Genomic DNA, 19,788 nt, shown 5'->3' on the forward strand with positions numbered 1-19,788 from the left:
CTAAACGAGTAAACAAACTGCGATCGAATCTGGTCGATGTCTTGAGATTTGAAGACCGAACCCCCGAGTGCATCGGAGTCAGCGAACCTGTCAAACCCAAAGACTCATCTTAGACTTGCAAAACGCGCGACTTGGCAAATGGCGTCTGTTCCTTACCGATCGAGCGATCGCGAATTAAAATCTCCTAAACGATCGATGTCGCTTGTTTGTTCGATAGCGCAGTTTGCTCGAACCTAAGCAAACCCTCCTCTACGGTATCACAGTCCCAACGCCAAATCGAGCCAGACGCCCGACGCGCGAGCCGATCGTTTTCCCTAAAAATTGAAGGCCGGGGTTTGACCGAGGACTCCAAACAAAGCGGTTAAGTATCATACGCAAGCGGCGTATCTTTTGGCAATAGCAACTCTAAGATTTCTGTCAAAGCGTGATTGCAAACGTTACTAAATGTAACAAAGAAGAGATAGTAAGGCAAATCGCCCCATCACAACCCACCGCGAACGAGCAGATACGCGCCCCACACGGCCATCAACACGGCGACGATCGTCGAGCGAATCGGATGGCCGTCGGGACTGGTTTTCCCCTTCGGCGTTTGTAGCGTATCGATATCGATCCAAGGCACCGCACCGCGACGGAACCATCCCGTCACCGTCACCGCGCGATCGAGACAATCGACCGGGCGCACCGGTTGCGGTAAAAAATTCCCCAAACTGCCAAACCGCGTGCAATAGTGCAACCGAATCGCTCCGTCGTCCGTGTGCAACGTCAAATCTTGACCGAGCCAATTTCCCGTCCCCGATCGACCGACGAGTTGCCCAGAAACCTTCACCAACCGACTTTGAGTCGGAATCGATCGCCCGTCGGAAAACCACTGTCGCCAATTGGGAGACAGATCGAGACGAGAGGGTTTCAAATCGGGAAAATATGCGTTAACGCGTAAGAACGTTCCGAGAGAAAACCCCGTCATGGCCAAGCCTCCCAGCAACCACCAACGATCCTCGTACACCCAGGCCACGACTCCCACGTCGAACAGGTTGTCTACCCAACCGATCGCCACCGGAACCAATGCTAACCCCACGGCGATCGCGGTTCCGAGAAACGGCGCACCCTGTAACGGAAGCAGTGTCTGAAGTCGGCGTGTCGGTTCGAGCGGCGTCGCGTCGCCCCACTGTAACTGCGTCTCTAACTCCCAAAACTGAGCGATGCGCGTCAGTCGATACAGCCGTTTTCCCAATAACGGATGGCTGCTGTTGAGGGCGAACCAGTGACTGTAAGGATTTTTGACATCCCACGCCAACGCCGACTCTGGAGAAATCTGAGGATACAAACTTCCGAGAAACCGAGCTTGTGACGTTCCCAACGGGGCTAACATCTCCCATCCTTCATAGAGATAAACGATATCTGGGCAAGAGGCGAGGTGTCGCGACATTCCCACCGACAGCGACAGCAAGGCGCGAGTCAAGCCGTTGGGATTTCCCGTGACGTTGACAACATCCGTATCGCTCGCCGTTTGACAGCGACGAGACAGCGCCAGTAAAGGATATCGCAACAACTCAAACAAGCCGTAAGCTAGCGTCGAAACAGTCGCCACACCCCAGAACCCCGTTCCCCAGAGAATCCATAACGGGAGGCGATCGCGATCGCTCTGTTGGTGCTGTCGCAACCAATCCCCCAACCGCGATCCTTGCCAATAGAGGGTATAGGGAAGCTGTAACAGTGCCACCAGCCCCGACATAACCGCCAAATCCCCCGTCAAATTGCCGCGATCGAGTCGGATCGCTTGCGCCATGACTAACGCCGCGATTTCGTCATCTGACAGGCGATCGAGCAGTCCCTGACTAACGACGATGCGAGCCGTTTTCGGCAAATGACCGTAAGCGAAAACAATCGGAGCCGTCTCGGGTAGCAGGCGAAATTCAGGAATCGGTAACTGACGGGTTTTACAAAACTGACGCACCGACTGCGCCGCTTCGGGACTGAATTTCTTGAGCTTGCTCAGAGAAAACGGTTTGCACCCGTACCCAAACCGCAACAACCCGTCTAACAGCCAGGGAGACACCGCAAACAGCACCACCAAAAACCCGGCAATTTTTCCAGTATGGTTTCCGTAAAACGCTTGTATCGGACGCCAAATTGAAAACGTATAACGAACGAGAATTTCGTTCGTTATACGTTTTCAATCCGTGGAGTAGCAAGCACAACAACAGAAATGTCGCCAGAACTGTCGCGAATTCTAGCCAACGCAACTGTGCCAAATTCGTAGATTTCAGCGGCTTCCAATTGACGGCTCTCGGTGCGTTGCGTTCTTGCCAAGTTGTCGGAGGTTCGTTTGGCGTCGGGGGCGTTTCTGGCGATTCCGTCTGCGGTGTCTGACGGGATGGAGTTGTCGAGGTGTCTGGAGACGCGTCTCGGGAGGGGCGTGTTTTGGGGGAGCCTGGAGGTGGCGGTGGTGGAGAGATTTCTTCGGGAACATAGGCGATTTCCCGAGATGCGGCGACGGGGAAAGTCGGCGACGACGAAGCCGTTTCGAGCGGCTCGAATCCCAGTTCGCCAGGAGTCGAGTTCGGGTTGTTCGGGTTGTCAAACGGCTCGAATCCCAATTCGCGGGGTGTGGATTCCGGGTTTTCCGAGTTGTCAAACGGCTCGAATCCTAAAGATTCCGGTTCGTCGGCGTCGGGAAATCGTTTGAGTAATACTTCGAGGGTTTGTTGCGCCCACTGCTGGACTTTGGGGTTTGGGGTTTGGCAGAGTTGACGAGAGAGTGAGATCGCCTCTCGAGGGCGACGACAGTTCGCGTAGGCGTTGACGAGTCCCATCTGCGCCTGACAAATATTTTTCGGGGACTTGGAAATTTGGCAAACTTTTTGTAACTGAGCGATCGCCGTGTCGTACTGCTTGCGTTTGAGGCTAGCCAAACCTTTCTTTAACAGCGATCGCGACGTTTCACCCGATTTAGCTCGATCGGCAGATGAGGACATATCAGCACAACAAATTCCCACCTCTCCTACGATAGCTTTCGTTGGCGGAGAGATGGGAACAGTCACCAACCTTTTACAATGAGCAGCGAACAGTGAAGACTGTTGACAGTTTCTTCCTTGTCCCGGCTCCCCGGCTTCCCCTCTTCCCTAGCGGGCGATTTCGCGGAAAATGACTTCGAGGATTTCCGTTGCGCCTTGTTCCCGCAAACGGTTCGCCAGCGTCACACCTAGGGTTTCCGCGTCGGCGGTGTTTCCCGAAACCGTGTCTTTGACGAGTTGCTGGCCGTCGATACTGGCTACCATTCCTGTTAACGTCAAGCGATCGCCTTCGATGGAGGTATTCACGCCGATGGGAACCTGACAACCCCCTTCGAGACTCCGTAAAAAGGCACGTTCGGCGAGACAGCGTTGGGTTGTCGGCACGTCTTCGATCGCTTTGAGGAGTTCTAAAATCTCAGTATCCCCTTCGCGACATTCGATCCCCAACGCCCCTTGTCCGACAGCGTGTAACGACACCTCAGCGGGAATCGCTTGATGGATGCGATCGCCCATACCGAGCCGTTGCAATCCCGCCACAGCGAGGATAATGGCATCGTAATTTCCTTCGTCGAGTTTCGCCAGACGGGTGTTGAGGTTGCCCCGAATGTCTTTAAACTCTAAGTGGGGGTAATGGTGGCGCAGTTGAGCCAACCGACGCAAGGATGAGGTTCCGACCACCGCGCCTTCGGGAAGGGTTTCGAGTTGTTTGTCTTTGTGTTTTTCGTGAACCACGAGGGCGTCGGCGGGGTTTTCCCGTTCCGTGACACATCCCAGCATCAACCCTTCAGGAAGATTCGTCGGTAAATCTTTGAGGGAGTGAACGGCGAAATCTGTCTCGCCAGCCAGCATTCCCACTTCCAGTTCTTTGGTAAACAGTCCCTTATCGCCGATTTTCGCCAAGGCGACATCGAGAATTTTGTCCCCCTGGGTACTCATGGTGTGGATTTCAAACTTGCGATCGGGGTAACTCTCTTGCAGGCGATCGCGTACCCAGTGAGTTTGAACGAGTGCCAGTTGGCTTTTTCGAGAACCGATGCGAATCGTTCGGGCTTCAGCAGAAACAGAGGAGGTCATGGAACGCTTACTGAAAACTTTTCATTATACACAGACCCGATCTAGAATACCGCACTCGCGTTGAGATGAGGTGAGGTGGTGAGGAGATGATGGGACGTTCCGGAATCCGTTTTCGATAAGTCGGGTTGTAAGAAGTGTTCACCACATCCCCCCTTAGCCCCCCTTTCAAAGGGGGGTTGGGGGGATAGAAGGGTTTGTCGCGATCGGCAAAACCACTGTTTGAAATTCAGATTCTGTATGACTCTCTTTGGTCGTTGTCGGAATGAAAATTTCGATCGCAGCTATTTAATGCTTGTCGAGCTATTTGCAGGGTGGGCAATGCCCACCGACCTCTTCATTTAGTAGGGTGGGCAATGCCCACCGACCTCTTCATTGCGTGTAATTTCGGTCGAACTGCGTAAATTTTATAAAGATTAAAAATTAAACAATTTTCTTTATTTTTTTTGCCTGAAATTTATGTATTTAAATTTATGAAATTTAATATTATATTGTTTTTAGATCGTTTTCTCAGACAAATTTACTTAAACGATACCAGTCATAAAAATCTCGAACAAATTCAGCGATCGCCATGTCTGTATTCAAGTCGGGATCTCGAACCGAAGCCTTTCTCAGTTGTTCTTGTGTAAATTCAACACCTAACTTTCGTTCGACCGCTTCGATAAAATCTTCAGTATAAAAGCCAATATCTCCGATATTTTTCCAGAATGGAAGTATTACCAGTTCTTCAAAAGATGACTCGGCACGAATAAATTGGCGATCGACGCCTCCAAGCTGAGCGATAGACTCACGAATTGCGATCGCTACTTTTTTCAGCTCTTTTGAGTCGTCTTCAAAACAATATTCAACAAAACTAAAATCCGATTGTGGTGGATTTCGCGACAAATAAATTGCTCGTCTTTCTTCAACTGTGAATCCTTTCAATAACTTTTGAATTTTGCGAAAACCCGCTCGAAATTTACTCCTGAGCAAGACAAAGTTTTATACCATAAAAAACAAAAAATGTAAATCAGGATTTAAACGAGATGCCAAACTGCTACTGAGAGATCTCCAGAGACGGAGCTACAGAGAAACATCATGCGATCGCCGTTTCCCTTCCCGGCTGAGTTTGCCATAATTCTCAAAGACCACCACAGGAGATCGTCGATCGTGGAAAAAACGAAAAACGTCCTCGGACAACGCTTAGATCCCTGCTGCTTTTCCCCACGCACGGGATTTTATCGCGATGGATTTTGCAACACCAGCCCCCAAGACTTTGGATCTCACGTCATCTGTGCCGAAGTCACCGCCGAATTCCTCGACTATACCAAAGCGCAAGGAAACGACCTCAGTACGCCCGTTCCGGCGTTTCACTTTCCGGGGTTAAAACCGGGCGATCGCTGGTGTTTGTGCGCCTTGCGGTGGAAAGAAGCCCTCGAGGCCGGAGTTGCGCCGCCAGTGGTGCTGGCTTCGACTCACGAAAACGCTCTCGAGGTTGTTTCCTTAGACCTTTTGCAAGAATACGCCTCAGACAGCGCAGAAAGCTCGACTTAACCCGAGTTTCCCCCTTTCCCTCGTTCCCCCTCTACCCAGCCCACCCTACCGTCGCTCTAAACTCGAACCCAGAAAACGCCATCCAAACGATCGACAGGCGTTAATCCCCTGAGTACAATGGAAACTCGACCGTTCGCTTTATCGAAAAGCGGAGTCCTTCACGAGAGAACATGGTGCGACCGATAGCGATCGATCTGTTTGCTGGGGCAGGTGGAATGAGCCTCGGCTTCGAGCAGGCGGGATTTGACGTGCGAGCTGCCGTCGAACTCGACCCGATTCACTGCGCCGTTCACGAGTATAACTTTCCCGAGACGCCGGTTCTCTGTCGGAACGTCGCTGACGTAGAGGGCGACGATATTCGCCAAGCTGCCCGCACGGACGAGTTTGACGCGATCTTCGGCGGACCGCCCTGTCAGGGATTTTCCCTCATGGGCAAACGCCTCCTCGACGATCCTCGCAACAATCTCGTATTTCACTTCGTTCGTCTCGTGTCGCAGTTACGGCCGAAGTACTTTGTTCTGGAAAACGTCAAAGGCATGGCCGTCGGCAAACACAAACGCGGTGTCGATATCGTTATCGAGAAGTTCGAGGCTTGCGGCTATACCGTCGTCACCCCTTACCGCATTCTCAACGCTTCTCATTACGGCGTTCCCCAAAATCGCGAGCGGTTGTTTCTATTAGGCTACCGCGACGACGTTGCGCCTCCTGTCTATCCCGAACCTCAAACGCGCCCAGCCAACGGGAAACCCGCCCAAAAACTCAGTTCTCTTCCCCTCTCTCCCACCGTGGCAGACGCGTTACAAGACTTGCCCGAAATCGAGCAGTACGACGAACTACTGAAGGGAGATTCGGTCGAGGCAGAATTCGGCGAACCCAGCGAGTACGGGGCGATTTTACGGGGGTTGGCGATCGAACCGAACGATTACGCCGCTCTCCGACACTACGATCGCCACCGTTTGACGGGAAGTTGGCGCACCCGACACAACGCCACCTCGATCGAGCGGTTTAACCAAACTAAACCGGGCAAAGTCGAACCCATCAGCCGCTTTCTGCGACTCGATCCCAACGGGATCTGTAACACGTTGAGAGCGGGAACCCCCAGCAGTCGCGGCGCGTTTACCTCGCCCCGTCCGATCCATCCGACGTTTCCCCGCTGCATTACCGTCCGCGAGGCGGCACGATTGCACAGTTATCCCGACTGGTTTCGCTTCCACGCCACGAAATGGCACGGTTTCCGACAAATCGGTAACTCCGTCCCCCCTCGATTGGCGAAGGCAGTGGCCGATCGGATTGTCGAAGCGTTGGGGGTCACGCCAGTCGCCAGCGATCGCGTACTACACTTAATCGATTCCCCTCTCTTAACTCGCCCGATGAGAGATGCTGCCCGACACTACAGCGTCTCTCATCACGTCATCGCCCCGCGATTGCTAAACCGGTAACGGGTTCCATCTCTTTCCAACGATGCGATCGTTTTAACCCGATGCGATCGCAATATCGCTCGAAAATCGACCGTTTGACACCATCAGCATCCCTCTGTTTCTCCGTTATTTTACGGATGTCGCCCGATTCGGTCTGGCTCGACGTTTGAAGATGACTGTTCGGTGAATTTACCCATGAAGTTTTTGCAAACTTCCCCTCAAGAATGCTGAAGTACGTTTACGGAATTTAAGTCTTCAAGCAATTGCGAAATCCGCAAAAACCGATCGAGACCAGATGGGTTCTGTGTAATAAACTAGGATATAAAGTCTTGAGCCACCTCAAACCACGAACCCTATAAATTTCGATGGACACCTCATTACGTTTCCCCCATCGGGAACGGCAAGTTTGGCGTTTAAAACATCTATCGGCGACTCTACTTGCCAGTTTCCTCGTCTTAGTAACTACGGAAACTGTTCGATCTGAGATCGTGCTTACCTCCGTAGAAGTACAGACGATCGCGCAACGTTCGGCCACAGAGTTAATCGACCGGGGTTTACAATATTCCGCTCGAGGTGAGTACGAAGCTGCGATCGCCAGTTTCGACCGCGCCATTACACTCAACCCCGATAGTGCCAACGCCTATATCAACCGTGCGATCGCCTACCGGCGTCGTGGCGAGTATCGTGCGGCGATCGACGACTACAATCGAGCGATTCGCTTGGATTCGACCTCTGCGATCGCCTACTACAACCGAGGCTTAGCGTACTACAACCAAAATCAGTATCGAGAAGCCATTTCAGATTACAACCAAGCCCTGCGACTCGATCCCAACTTAGCAGAGGCTTACACGAATCGCGGTTTAGCCTACTACGCCCAAGAACGCTATCGCGAGGCGATCGCAGATTTCAACCGCGCGATTCAACTCGATCCCAACGAAGTCAACGCCTATTTCAATCGCGGGAACGCCTACGCCGACCAAGGGCTGTACGGCGAAGCCATCGACGACTACAACCACGTTCTCAGCATCGATCCCGACGACGCAGACGCCTACCTCTGTCGGGGAATCGTCTACGAAGCCTGGGACGACATTAACAGTGCGGCACTCGATTTTGAAACGGCCGCCGAGCTATACCAGCAGCAAGGTGAAGTCGCTCGCTATCAAAACGTGATGGAACGTTTGGCACGCTTGCGCTAGTTGTCCGTTGCCAGGGATCGCGCGAGGAACCAGTCCGCACTCTGGAAAACCGCCGACCACCCTCCAGTGTGTCGTTAAGTGTTGCGAGTCAAGGTGTATTTTGTTGTTTTCCGAGCTTGCCAACGTTGACGCAGCGATCGCACGTCTGCCACTTCGCCACGGTAACGCCAGCGCACGTAAGCCTCGACGATCGCGTCGATAGTGTCGGCGAGATCGGCCGGATAGCGATCGCGGGCTAAACTCGCAAATTCTAGCGGAGTTTGAGCGGGATGTTTAGACAGTCCCCGACCGGCCAGCGTTCGTAACATTTGACGATACAACCGTTCGATGGCGGGCAGTTTGGCTAACCGGCGACGATACGTCCATTCTCGCCATCCCTGCCAACTCAGCCAGCCCAGAAATCCGAAACAGGCCAGAACTAACAACCCCGAGAGAACGCCGAACCAGCCTTTAAAGAACAATCGCAACACCCACTCGATCGCGTTGCCGATAAATTGGAATAGACCGCCGATAAATCCAGCCACGGGGGACGGCAACCATCCGGCTACCCAATCCCAAAACTGACGCAAAACACCGAAGGCTTCGTATTCAGAAATCGAGGGAGGCACTACATCGCGGCCGGGAATCGGATCGAAGGCAAACCAACCGTATTGAGGAAAGTACACTTCAGTCAGGGCGAAGGCGTCGGTGTTTTTGACTTCGTACAGTCCTGTAAAGGGGTTGAACTCTCCAGGGGCGAATCCGGTGGCTAAGCGAGCGGGAATGCCGATCGATCGCAACAGGACGGTTAAAACGGTCGAGAAGTGGTCGGGATAGCCGCCGGGAGAGCAGAGTTGGGGATCGGGAGCGCTTTGGCACCGAAACAGAAAGTTCGTGACGAGGTCTTCTCCCTCTGCCAGATAGGGCAACCCGAAGGGATTTTCAGGGATGCGGTAGTTTTGTTTGAGGTATTGAGCCAGATAGAGCGATTTTTCATAAGGGTTCGTCAGCGGGTTGGGGGCGTCGGCGAGGACGTTTTCGGTAAACTCCCGCAGGCGATCGCGCAAGTCTTCGGGAACTTGGAAATAATGGCTTTCGATGCGTTTGGGGTAGTCGGTGGGGGCTTGTGCGAGTCGGGTGCGAGCGCGCTCGGACACTTGGGAAATCACCGTGTAGGTCAATCCGTCAGTCAAGAAAACGGGCGATCGCAGCGATCCTTCAGGGCCGACGGCGATTTCTTTCGTGGGAAAGTAGATAAATTGAGGTTGGTCGAGGGCGGGAATCAACCCCGGCAGGTCGGCGACGATACTGTAGGTTTGGATGACTTCTCGGGTGTTGCTGCGGACTTCGATAAACGGCAGAGTAAATCGAAACGTCCACGGCGATCGCGCCACGTTTCGCACGTCGTCGTTGCGGGAAATACGCCATCCCTGACCGGTATATTCGTCGAAAGCGGTAACGCGCCAAAATCCGGGGGCTTGCGATCGCACCCGCATCACCACTTTCGGCGTCATCGTTCCTCGCAGGTTTTGATTGATGCGATCGCTGAAGCCGTAATAGTACGTGTCGTCGAGTTCTCCAGGCCCTTCGGCGGCGTTACCCGTCCCGCCGTTTCCCCCGACTTCGCTCCCCTCGCTCCCCTCGGGGGTGACGATGTTGCGTCCGTCGAACTGACCTCGAAAATCGATGGTCGTACTAACGGGAAAGCTGCGAAGTTGATAGCCGGGAACCCGAGGCATGACGGCGAACAGGATTAAGCCCAAACTCAATACCGCCGCGACCAAGACGATGCTGGCTTTCCAGGGAAACGACTGACGGAAACCTGCTAGGGGTTGACGAGGGGGGCGTCTGGCGTGTTGGCGCGTCAGTCCCAGGCGCGATCGATAGTCGAACATGAGGGCGGGAACGGCAAAGGCTAGAAACAGAATCAGAAACAGCCCGAAAGCCATCGTTTGGCTGATGGTTCCGGCAACCCCCAGTAAAATTAGACCGATGACCATCGAATAGCCGAGATCCTTACGTCGAGGCAGGTCGAAGGTGTGTAGCACTTGAACCTGAATGAGAAGCTCGGCTAAGATCAGACGCGTATCGTTGAGCGTCGTGACGAGATTGCTTAAAAACGCCACTAAAGACACGAGCAGGGCGATCGCGAGGATAAATTTCGTCAGAACGTTGCGATTGTGGCGTCGATACCAACTCCAGGTCGCACCGACGAGACTCAGCGGTACAGCCCACAAACTGATTTGAGTCTCTGCTGCGACGTCAGTGGCGACGATTCCAATCACGACCATCCCTTGAACGAGAACGCGCAGGGCGATCGAGTCTTCGGGGACTGGAGGAGGAAGCGATCGTAAACGCTGCCATAGCGGCCGTAACCGGGCGATGTCAGAGAGTCTCAGACTTGGAGATTCAGACATTTCGACTATCTTAGAGATATAGACAAAGACGTAGACGACGACGGGCAGTCTCTTTCTCAATGTGACATATTTTTGGACTCGGCGACTTTACGGATCGCGTTCCGATCTCGCTAACATAGAGGGAGCGACCACCGAGGCCAGCGACCCCACAGCGGCCATTTCCGAGTTTTTCGGGATCTAGCACCCGCAAAAACACGCAATTCTTCTTACGAAATGTAATTTAAAATGCGTATATCCACCAAAACAGAAAGTTATAACTCTCGAGAAAAATGGCACTCAAAAAAACATAAAATAGTCGTATCAATCTATATCAGCAAAGCTTTTCAGGATTTAAGGTCGGCTTTTGTTAGAGGTCTACCACATCAAAAATTTACATGAAGCGTCCGAAACTTTACAGAAAGTTTTCAGTTCTCTAAAAAAACTGTGCTTCTATTAGGAATAGAAGGGGTATTTCCTGTTTAGGGTTAGGAAGGCAATGCAACGATATTTAACACTGATACTAGGCGCTGCCCTATCGCCGGTCGTTGTCCTCGCGGCAACCCCAGCTAGGGCGGGTTCCTTAAACTTTTCAATTTCCCCGTTTACGGGGAGCAACGCCGAAGTTGACATTTGGCTCAGCGATCTCGACGATGGCGGAGTTCAGTTCGACTTCAGAGTCGATGAATCGGTCAATCTCGCCGATTTGCGCGGTATTTTCTTCGATATCAACGATTCGTCTCTCGTCAGCGGCTTGAACGTCACGGCAAACATCAACCCGTTCTCCGATCTCGACGACGACAATTTCTACAGTTTGACGAGTCGCGACGTATACACGAGTTCGGCGGGAGATCTCATCAAAGCGGATAAAGCCGCTCTTAACGGTCTCAAGGCCGACGGTTTCAACCTCGCTCTCGAAATCGGCAGCCAAGGACTCAAAGGCGGAAAAGACGACTTCCAAGGCACGTCGTTTATCGTCAAACACGCGACGCAAGCGCTTTCGCTTGAGAACTTCGCCGGCCAGGAATTTGGCGTTCGTATGCAAAGCGTGGGAGCCAACCGTCAAGGCAGTACGAAGATGTACACCCAATCTCCGACTGCGGTTCCGACGCCGATTCCAACTCCCGCACCGACGCCGCAGCCGAAAGAAGTTCCCGAACCGTCGGTGGTGTTGGGCTTGATGGCAGTGGGCGCAGCGTTCGAGCGTACTCGCCGCCGTCAACTGGGTTAATCGCCGAACCGTCTGATGGGTTTGCATCTACTACTTTAAGTTTTGCTTGAGCAGTTCGACGACCCGACACCACGACGGTTTTTTGATGGAAATTTCTGGAAATTTCACCGTCGATAGCAGAGATCTCTACCCTCGCTCGGGTGAGGTGGCGATCTCGTGCGATCGCCACTCGAACTCTCCTCGGACGAGAAGTGCGGGTCGCCCTCGTTACCTCGCGTCACCGTACTTCTCGTTGGTGTGACGTTCTGAAATGGCGATCGGCGTTTGGGTTCTCGCGGTGTGCGTCATCTTCAACGATCGACCGATCGCGATCGCCCCAAAAAAGCTGATGGTTCCTTAGTCTTACAAGTCCCAATCCAACCTTGTTTGTCAGTAACTTCCAAGGCGCGTGGCAACGACTGGTCTCAAAGTCCGTTCGCACGCTCGACGAAATGTTAGACGATCCGACCGTGTCAGTGCGCGATCGGGCAGAAATCGCACTCCAAGTTATCGCTCTCCACCACAAAACAGAGTGCGAACCGTCGTTCGGCGAGACTGAGGCGATCGCGCCTTCTACTCCATCGGGGGGAGACGTTGAATTTCCTAACCCTCAACCGATCCCCCTCGATCGCTACGTTCTCCTCGAGAACTTTCTCTCTCCCGAAGAGAACCAACAAGCCTTGAACATTGCCATCGATCGCTGCGAGCAGTTCGTTTCTTCGGGAACCACGAACCAAACCACGAACTACCGTCAATCTTCAGTTCTCTACGCCACCCTATATACCGAGTTCTACCATCTCCTCAAACAGCGCATTCTACAGGTATTGCCAGAGGTTCTCACCCAACTCGATCGCACCCCTTTCCGCATCGCCGAACTCGAAATGCAGCTGACAGCTCACAACGATGGCGGGTATTACAAAGTTCACAACGATTCCGGTTCCCCCGAAACCGCTACCCGCCAACTCACCTATGTCTATTACTTCCACCGCTGCCCCAAACCGTACTCAGGAGGCGAGTTACGGCTTTACAACACCGATCTCGCCTCCGGGCGCGTCGTCGATTCCGACTGCTTTACTACCCTCGAACCACAGAACAACAGCATTGTCTTTTTCGACAGTCGCTGCCAACACGAAGTCATGCCCGTTCGTTGTTCCTCAAAACACTTCGAGGACAGTCGCTTTACCTTCAACGGATGGTTGCGGCAGTGAGGGGGAGATGAGGAAGCGTTTTTACAGTCACCAGTCACCAGTCACCAGTGAGACGATCCGGCTAAACTTTTACCTGTTCGCTATGCTCACTCTTCCCTCTTCCCTCTTCACTCTTCCCTCTTCCCTGAAAAAGCTCCCCGACTCCAAAAGCTCCTAAACGCTCGGACAAATGGAAAATACCAAGGGAGACTGTTCGGAGGCATCGAGGCGTACTTCCAAGGTATAGATGCGATCGCATCGCACGTCGGGAAGCTCCACACAGAGATCTCCTGGGTCCGAACGCTGAGCGGTGGCGAGTTTGGCATCGCCGCACAACTGCACGCGTCCGCCTTCGGGAAGCTGACAGAGCGCGTAGAGCCTCGGGCGATCGCCGTCGTTGCGGAAGTCGGCTTCCACAGTCAACAACCCGTGGCTGGTGAGCCACTGGCGTCGTTCGGTCGGACGTGCTGGGGAAACGTGCAGCGATAGAGTTTCGACGATTTCTTTAGCAGCTAACAGCGACAGCAACATTTGTTGGGTCGGGGTCGCCGCATCGTAAGATGGAGGAAAGTTATCGGCGGCGTCGGAGGAGGCCAGCAGCTTGTCACCGCTGCGACTGGCCGACCAAATTAACAGGCGTTCCGTCCAGAGGTTGAGTTCGTCTTCGCGATCGGGAAACAGCGTTTCTACAGCGGCCATCAACCGCTCTCCTTGGCGAAGTGACGACTGCACGAGCTGCTGAGAGCGACTCAACAGCTCCGATAACACGTCTTCGGGAAGCGTGACGGGAAGGTCGATCGCTTGTAGTTGTTTCAACCACAAGAGGCTGGGAACTCTTACCCCAGTTCGGTCGTCAACGGGATCTGTATCGTACTCCAGCACTTCCGTCTCCCAGGGAAAGAGCGGTAAGTTATCTTGGAGTTGGTCTTGGAATCGGCGCTTGAGTAGCGCTTGAAAACGGTCTTGCACGGTTGGTTCGTCTCCTAGATCGATCGATTGATAGTTCGGTCGGGCTTCGGCATCAAGCCCGACCGGTTCCGGAACGTCGAGATTCGTCACATCGACGTTTACCTCGTTGTCTGCGGGGGGCGATGCCAAATCGTCCGTCGGATCTCGTAGAAGCCACGCAAAGAAACGATCTTCGACCGTTTCTCGGTCCCTGTTGGGGGAATTCGTATCATTATTCATCGCTGCGTTCGTCTCCTCCGGACACTCGTTCGTTGCGAATTTCCCAAGCCCGTTTGAGTAATTGAAACCAGCGTCGTCGGATTTGGGTTGGGGTGCGGCCGAGTTGTTGGGCGATATTGTCTTCGGACTCGCCGCGACGTTTGCGTTGCAGTAATTCTACTTCTTCAGAACTACAGGAATTCAGGAAAGATTGCCACTGACTCGAGGCCATACCGAGATCGCGATCGAGATCGGCGTCGAGCCATTCGTGAACTAATTCCCAGCGGTGAGATAAAGCAAAGCGAATTAAATGATATTTAAACCGTTGTTGGAGGTAATCTCGCTGTCGCGACGTCAAACCGAGAATGGCTTCGATCTCTTGGGTGGGGAGATCTTGCAAGCGCAAAACGAAATAGTCGGCGCATTCGCTTTGGTTGTTGGCTTCGAGGTAAGCAATCAGTTCGTCGATGACGCGCGATCGCAGTAAGTCGTCGGTCGGATCGGGGGTCAGGTCTACCATGCGATCGCGCACTTGACTCGTGGGCGTATCGCTCCAGGTCGTATCGGTATCGTTAGGTTTTCCGTCTCCAGCGCGATCGAGATCGACGGCGAACTCGGGCGGTTGTTGTTGGGCGAAGGTTTGCGCTCTTAAAATGACGAGCTGTTGGCTGCGACCCCGTTTTAGAGTAATGCGCCGTTTGGCGTAGCGCTCGGTAAACGCCATGTATTCCGACAACTCTAACAACGTACGCGGCGAATAGGTGGCCTCGAGATCGAATTCCCGTCGTAACGCGTTGAGGGATTCGACATAAAAGCCCTGTAGGAAATCTTCGATGAGTTGCAGCCGTCCGTAGTAACTCGACTGCACTGACGGCGGCGTAATATATCGATAGATAATGGCGCTCAGCGTGCTGTGAAGTTCGACCCGTCCGCCCCGAGATCCGAGGCGGTAGTAGTTCAGACATTGCTGAACCCGATGGCGTGCGAGCTTGTCCGCCCAAGCTGCTACTTCACCGGACGCCTGGATGCGTTGGCTTTGCGTACAAGTCCGTTCGACTTCTTCGACAATGCGAGCGGCCACCGTTTGACAGTTTCCTTGACTAGCACGTGTGGACTGATGGAGATCGCGAGCGACTCTCTCGACCAGTGTTTCCGTATCTTGACGATCTGCTTCTTGCTGACTACCCGTCACCATGACCCTCTCAAGTTTACAGCGAGATCGACTTCCGGAGATCTCGGCCGGAAGTTCGGCGGCGGTAGATGCAAGGTTTGACGAATCGAATCTGACAACCCCATCCGAGCGAGGCGGTGCGATCGCACCGATCGATATACGTGGGGGCTTCGAGCGATATCGAAGTGAATATGCTACGCTTTGTTTAAGGAATTTGACGCCATCGACACATCAATGGGTAAGGTTCTCGTCCTGAACGCCTCTTACGAGCCACTGAATATTACGAATTGGCAGCGGGCGATCGTATTGGTATTGAAGGGGAAGGCGGAACAGCTCGAACACAACGGTAAGTTTGTTTATCCAGAGTGTCCCCTTCCTACGGTTATTCGACTGCGTTACTACGTGCGAGTTCCTTACAAAGAGATTCCTTTAACTCGTCGCAACATCTTTTACCGAGACGCACACACTTGTCAATATTGTAACTACACGGGAGAGGAGTTAACCCTCGATCACGTCGTTCCACGATCTCGCGGGGGAGGTGACAGTTGGGAAAATTTGGTGACTGCCTGCGTGCGCTGTAACGTCAAGAAGGGCAATCGCACGCCCCAGGAAGCGGCCATGTTACTCAAACATCCCCCCCGACGACCTCACAGCAGTTTGTATTTTGAAGTTCGCAAATATCTCAAAAGTGGAACGCATCCCGAGTGGCACAAGTACGCCATCGGGATTGATTTTTAAAGGCCGGCTGACGGGATGACTCGCGGGGGTAAGCTCACCCCATCTCCTCTGCTTCCCGTCGAGCCTCCCGCTTGGCTAGCAGGCGATCGAGCTGTTGTAAAGTGGCGATGACGATGGCGATGCTGGCAGCGAGAACCAACCAAAATCCGTGAGCGAACGCTTCGGTGCGATCGAGGGCAAACCCTCCTAACGGCGGACCGACGGCGTAGCCGACTGCCCAACACAGGGAATTGATCGACAAGTACACCCCCCGCAAGTTATCGGGTGCCAGTTCGACGACCAACGCCGAGGCGGAAGGGGTGTACGATACGGTCGCGATCGCCATAACGCCCAAGGTGATAACTGCCCACACGAGCGGACGTTCGGTATTGCCCGTCGTCCACACGCCGACGAAGCTCAACGCCCAAAGTACGGCCGAAACGGTTAACGCTCGAGCGTGATTGAAGCGACCGAGCAGTTTGGCAACGGGTAGTTGTAACAACACGGACACGGCGACGTGCCAGGTAAACAAGCCACTGAGGACGTTGGGAGGAAAGCCGTTTCCGTCGTCTACGGAGAGAAAGTTACTTAGATACACCGGTAAGGCGGTATCGGTTTGGGAAATGTAGGTGGTAAAGAGAACGTTGACGGCGACGTAGACGAGGAGAGTGCGATCGCGCAGGGCGATCGCCCAGTTTTTGAAGGGATTTTCGGATTTTTCAATCTGACGCCCCGTTTCGACAATGGCGATCGCCAACACGGTAAAAAACAGCAGGTACGAGACGCCATCGAGGACGAACAGCAGACGATAGTTGTCGGTTCGAGCGATCCACGCACCGCCCAAAATAATGCCGAATTCCAAACCCAAGCTATCGGCGAGACGGTTGAGGGCGTAGGTTTCTCGGCGTTTGTCGGGAGGAGTCAGATCGGCCACGACGGTTTCCGACGCCGGCCAGTACAGCCCGACCCCCATTCCGTTGAGTAAGTTTCCGGCGACGAGGGTGGCGAAATCTTGAGTCGCAGCCAAGACGAACGATCCTGCTGCCGATAAAATCGCAGAGAGCAGTAAGGTTCGCTTGCGCCCCCAGTTGGGAGAGTCGCACATCGAACCGCTGAGGATGCGGCCGGCAACGCCGGAGATCGAGGCACTCCCTAACCCGATCCCGACTGCCGTAGCCGACAATCCAACTTGGTTGACGAAGAAAATCGAGGCGTAGAACAGTGTAAATCCCGTTCCGATTTGGGAAATAAAGCGCCCGATAATGAGAATCCAAACTTGTTTTTGCGCGTCGTTCACGTCTCGAACCGTTCGGCGTTCCGAACGGATAACAGCAAAAGTCCAGATCGTTATGATATCGAGTCGCGATGTCGAAGCCCCGATCTCAGGTGGGGCGATCGCTCTGAGGTAGGCAGTCGCTGCGTTAAGGTGAAAGGGAAAGCGGGACGGTAGTTTGATTCGCTCAGTTGGCAGCGCCTCCCGCAGCGAGAAGCTTTGCAGACAGGATTGAGAACATGATACGAACGCTTCAGAATGCTTTGGTGACGTTGGTTTTAATCGTGTTAGGGGGGTTGGGCGTTCCGACGATCGCCGTTGCTGTGGAAACCGAAACGGTCGAAACCCTTTCGCCAGAAGCCGACCGACTGTTTCGACAGGGGGTCGGCCAGTTTGAGGGCGAGAATTACGCCGAGGCGGAACAGACGTTTTCGGAACTGATCGATCGCGAGTCGGATTTACCGGAAGCCTACTTTAACCGGGCGCGATCGCGGGAGGCGTTGGGACAGTTCGAGTCGGCGATCGAAGATTATAGCGACGCGATTCGCCTGCGTTCGGAGTACGTCGAAGCGTATATCAATCGCGGTAACGTTTATTTAGCCGCAGCCGCGCAACTGGGCGATTTGGAAACGGCGTTAGCAGATTTCGATCGCGCTCTCGAACTCGATCCCGATAATCCAATTCCGTATCTCAATCGCGGTAATATTTACGCGGCGCTGGGAGAGATCGAAACGGCTTTGGATAATTACGATCGCGCCCTCGAACTCGATTCCGGTTACGTTGAGGCTCACTACAATCGCGCGCTGACGCTGGCCGAACTCGGACGCGCGGAGGCGGCGTTGACGGGGTACGAGAACGCCCTCGCCGCCGTTCCCCCGGAACAACTGCTGTTGCAGGTTCCCATCTATCTCAACCGGGGGATGCTTTGGTTGCAACAGTCGAACCCTCAAGCGGCGATCGCGGATTTCGAGCGGGTTCTCGACATTAATGGGGAAACACCCGAAGCCTTCGGCAATCGAGGGTTAGCCTATGCTACGCTCGGGGAGTTCGATCGCGCCATCGACGATTTGCAACAGGCGGCGCAATTGTTCGAGCGACAGGGACGCTCTGAAGCGGCGCAGCAAGCTCGAGAAGCGGCTCGGTATTTGCAGCAACAGCGGTAAGGAGAGAATTATCGTGACAAAACGTTATCGGGCGATCGCAATTGGGGTGGCGTGTCTCGTTTTTCTGTTTGCTGGTTTCGCCCGAGGCGCTACGGGAAACGTCGATGCTGAGACCTGCACTGCGAACGGGTTTTCGCTGTTTGGCAAAGTGCGTGTCGTCGAATCTTTTCCCGATTTAACGGTAAAGATCGTCGATGCGTTTCCCGATCTCAACGTACAAGTGGTCGATGCGTTTCCCGATCGCTGCGGTCAGTGGGAGTTTGTCGAATCTTTTCCCGATATTGAAATTAAATTCGTCGAATCTTTTCCCGATATTGAAATTAAATTCGTCGATGCGTTTCCCGGCATTCCGTAATTTTGTTTGTTTTTTTGAGGATGCCATTAAACTCGCCGATAGGCTTACAAGTCTTAGAAACTATGAGATAAGTCTGTCGGACGAGTTCGAGTTTTTTGCCATGAAAGTGCCGTACGTTTTTAAATCGCAGCACATTTTGGACTGCTTCAAAGATATCCAACATTGCGAATGACGGCGACCGTTTCCAACTCGCGTGCGACCGATCGCATCTCGTCTTTATCTTTTTGAGACCAAACTCGAGGAGACCGACAGTGATGGGCGACTAACAATCCCCACAACTCACCATCTTGGAGGATGGGGGCGACGAGGTTGGCTTTCACACCGATACTATTTAGAAATTCCCGATGACAAGGATGTATCTCTGCTGTGTCTACGTTATCGATCGCCTTCAAACGACCTTCGAGATAGAGCTGAGCGTATTCGCCCGTGAAACAATCGTCAGCTCCCGTCGAGCCTAAAATCGAGAACTCTGGAGAAGACAGAGATTCAAACGTCACTTGTCCTTTCCATTTTCGGTAGAAATAATACAGCACGATGCGATCGACATTTAAGCGATCGCGAAGTTGCTGCGTTTTACTTTGAATTAACGCATCGCCTGCTAGGGATCTCGACAGACGATTGGTGAGGATTCGCAATTGACGGTCTAACATAAACTTTAGATTTTCAACCCCAATTCGAGCGATCGCATTTTTTATCTATGATATAGCAACCCTAAATCAGTTGTGTAACAAAATTGAGACAAAAAGGGAATCGGGAACGGGGAATAGCGGATCTGGGAATCAGATTTTTTCGGGTGTTTTAATTTTTGACGACTCATTTGGGACTGCTATAGCTAAAAACGATTCGAGATTTGAAATATAGAACTTAACAAAAATAAATATACAAAGACGGAACGAGAACCCGAACTCGCGATCGTCTCGCTTCAACAACATGAGGTCTCG

General features: G+C 53.1%; 18 protein-coding genes. 9 read left to right on the top strand and 9 right to left on the bottom strand.

The window, feature by feature from the left end; all coding sequences use genetic code 11:
* Positions 1-481 precede the first annotated feature (481 nt).
* From GEI7105_RS0123560 to GEI7105_RS0123580, 4 genes are all read right to left on the bottom strand, one after another.
* On the bottom strand, positions 482-2,056 hold the full coding sequence (locus tag GEI7105_RS0123560) for a M48 family metallopeptidase (RefSeq protein ID WP_144054018.1): 1,575 nt from the start codon (positions 2,054-2,056) through the stop codon (positions 482-484).
* Positions 1,938-3,041 (bottom strand): tetratricopeptide repeat protein, encoded by a 1,104-nt coding sequence (locus tag GEI7105_RS0123565; RefSeq protein ID WP_144054019.1) that lies wholly within the window; start codon positions 3,039-3,041, stop codon positions 1,938-1,940. The genes GEI7105_RS0123560 and GEI7105_RS0123565 overlap by 119 nt, the downstream gene beginning before the upstream one ends.
* An 81-nt stretch (positions 3,042-3,122) precedes the next feature.
* The gene (gene hemC / locus GEI7105_RS0123570; protein ID WP_017662864.1) at positions 3,123-4,088 is read right to left on the bottom strand and encodes a hydroxymethylbilane synthase; all 966 of its coding nucleotides are present in this window, start codon (positions 4,086-4,088) and stop codon (positions 3,123-3,125) included.
* Positions 4,089-4,595: 507 nt separating this feature from the next.
* Positions 4,596-5,009 carry an aldehyde dehydrogenase gene (locus tag GEI7105_RS0123580; RefSeq protein WP_144054020.1) on the bottom strand — a complete coding sequence of 138 codons (414 nt, stop codon included), beginning with the start codon at positions 5,007-5,009 and terminating at the stop codon, positions 4,596-4,598.
* A 225-nt stretch (positions 5,010-5,234) separates the two neighbouring features.
* Here GEI7105_RS0123580 and GEI7105_RS0123585 point away from each other — a divergent pair, with 225 nt between their 5' ends.
* From GEI7105_RS0123585 to GEI7105_RS32175, 3 genes are all read left to right on the top strand, one after another.
* Positions 5,235-5,618: a DUF2237 family protein gene (locus GEI7105_RS0123585; protein ID WP_017662867.1), complete on the top strand. Its 384-nt coding sequence runs from the start codon at positions 5,235-5,237 to the stop codon at positions 5,616-5,618.
* Positions 5,619-5,788: 170 nt separating this feature from the next.
* A complete protein-coding gene (locus GEI7105_RS0123590) occupies positions 5,789-7,057 on the top strand; it encodes a DNA cytosine methyltransferase (RefSeq protein WP_026097916.1) in 1,269 nt (422 codons plus the stop codon).
* A 344-nt stretch (positions 7,058-7,401) separates the two neighbouring features.
* On the top strand, positions 7,402-8,232 hold the full coding sequence (locus GEI7105_RS32175) for a tetratricopeptide repeat protein (RefSeq protein ID WP_083862525.1): 831 nt from the start codon (positions 7,402-7,404) through the stop codon (positions 8,230-8,232).
* A gap of 74 nt (positions 8,233-8,306) precedes the next feature.
* Here the strand turns inward: GEI7105_RS32175 and GEI7105_RS0123600 are convergent, their stop codons facing one another.
* Positions 8,307-10,628: a transglutaminaseTgpA domain-containing protein gene (locus tag GEI7105_RS0123600; RefSeq protein ID WP_035493943.1), complete on the bottom strand. Its 2,322-nt coding sequence runs from the start codon at positions 10,626-10,628 to the stop codon at positions 8,307-8,309.
* A 475-nt stretch (positions 10,629-11,103) separates the two neighbouring features.
* Between GEI7105_RS0123600 and GEI7105_RS0123605 the strand changes: the two genes are divergently transcribed.
* The 3 genes from GEI7105_RS0123605 (at position 11,104) to GEI7105_RS0123615 (ending at position 13,022) form a co-directional block, all read left to right on the top strand.
* A complete protein-coding gene (locus GEI7105_RS0123605; protein ID WP_017662871.1) occupies positions 11,104-11,835 on the top strand; it encodes a PEP-CTERM sorting domain-containing protein in 732 nt (243 codons plus the stop codon).
* A gap of 140 nt (positions 11,836-11,975) precedes the next feature.
* Positions 11,976-12,164, top strand: coding sequence for a hypothetical protein (locus tag GEI7105_RS37820; RefSeq protein WP_144054021.1), 189 nt, complete (start codon positions 11,976-11,978; stop codon positions 12,162-12,164).
* 33 nt (positions 12,165-12,197) lie between these two features.
* Positions 12,198-13,022 (top strand): 2OG-Fe(II) oxygenase, encoded by an 825-nt coding sequence (locus tag GEI7105_RS0123615; protein WP_017662873.1) that lies wholly within the window; start codon positions 12,198-12,200, stop codon positions 13,020-13,022.
* A gap of 153 nt (positions 13,023-13,175) precedes the next feature.
* Here the strand turns inward: GEI7105_RS0123615 and GEI7105_RS0123620 are convergent, their stop codons facing one another.
* Both GEI7105_RS0123620 and hetZ read right to left on the bottom strand, forming a co-directional pair.
* Entirely contained in the window at positions 13,176-14,189 is a 1,014-nt protein-coding gene (locus GEI7105_RS0123620) for a hypothetical protein (protein WP_017662874.1), read from the bottom strand.
* Positions 14,182-15,363, bottom strand: coding sequence for a heterocyst differentiation protein HetZ (gene hetZ, locus GEI7105_RS0123625; RefSeq protein ID WP_017662875.1), 1,182 nt, complete (start codon positions 15,361-15,363; stop codon positions 14,182-14,184). Before hetZ ends, GEI7105_RS0123620 begins: the two co-directional genes overlap by 8 nt.
* 210 nt (positions 15,364-15,573) lie before the next feature.
* Here hetZ and GEI7105_RS0123630 point away from each other — a divergent pair, with 210 nt between their 5' ends.
* A complete protein-coding gene (locus GEI7105_RS0123630) occupies positions 15,574-16,077 on the top strand; it encodes an HNH endonuclease (protein WP_017662876.1) in 504 nt (167 codons plus the stop codon).
* Positions 16,078-16,111: 34 nt separating this feature from the next.
* Here the strand turns inward: GEI7105_RS0123630 and GEI7105_RS0123635 are convergent, their stop codons facing one another.
* Positions 16,112-17,353, bottom strand: coding sequence for an MDR family MFS transporter (locus GEI7105_RS0123635; RefSeq protein ID WP_017662877.1), 1,242 nt, complete (start codon positions 17,351-17,353; stop codon positions 16,112-16,114).
* A 215-nt stretch (positions 17,354-17,568) separates the two neighbouring features.
* On the opposite strand from GEI7105_RS0123635, the gene GEI7105_RS0123640 reads away from it, so the two are divergent.
* Both GEI7105_RS0123640 and GEI7105_RS0123645 read left to right on the top strand, forming a co-directional pair.
* Complete coding sequence (locus tag GEI7105_RS0123640) at positions 17,569-18,492, top strand: tetratricopeptide repeat protein (protein ID WP_083862527.1); 924 nt, start codon at positions 17,569-17,571, stop codon at positions 18,490-18,492.
* 13 nt (positions 18,493-18,505) lie between these two features.
* Positions 18,506-18,847 carry a 7(1) septoil knot domain-containing protein gene (locus GEI7105_RS0123645; RefSeq protein WP_202804462.1) on the top strand — a complete coding sequence of 114 codons (342 nt, stop codon included), beginning with the start codon at positions 18,506-18,508 and terminating at the stop codon, positions 18,845-18,847.
* Positions 18,848-18,993: 146 nt separating this feature from the next.
* Here the strand turns inward: GEI7105_RS0123645 and GEI7105_RS0123650 are convergent, their stop codons facing one another.
* The gene (locus GEI7105_RS0123650) at positions 18,994-19,497 is read right to left on the bottom strand and encodes a GAF domain-containing protein (RefSeq protein ID WP_017662880.1); all 504 of its coding nucleotides are present in this window, start codon (positions 19,495-19,497) and stop codon (positions 18,994-18,996) included.
* Positions 19,498-19,788 lie beyond the last annotated feature (291 nt).

The organism is Baaleninema simplex PCC 7105, from assembly GCF_000332355.1.
GTDB classification, from domain to species: Bacteria; Cyanobacteriota; Cyanobacteriia; order Cyanobacteriales; family Geitlerinemataceae; genus Baaleninema; species Baaleninema simplex.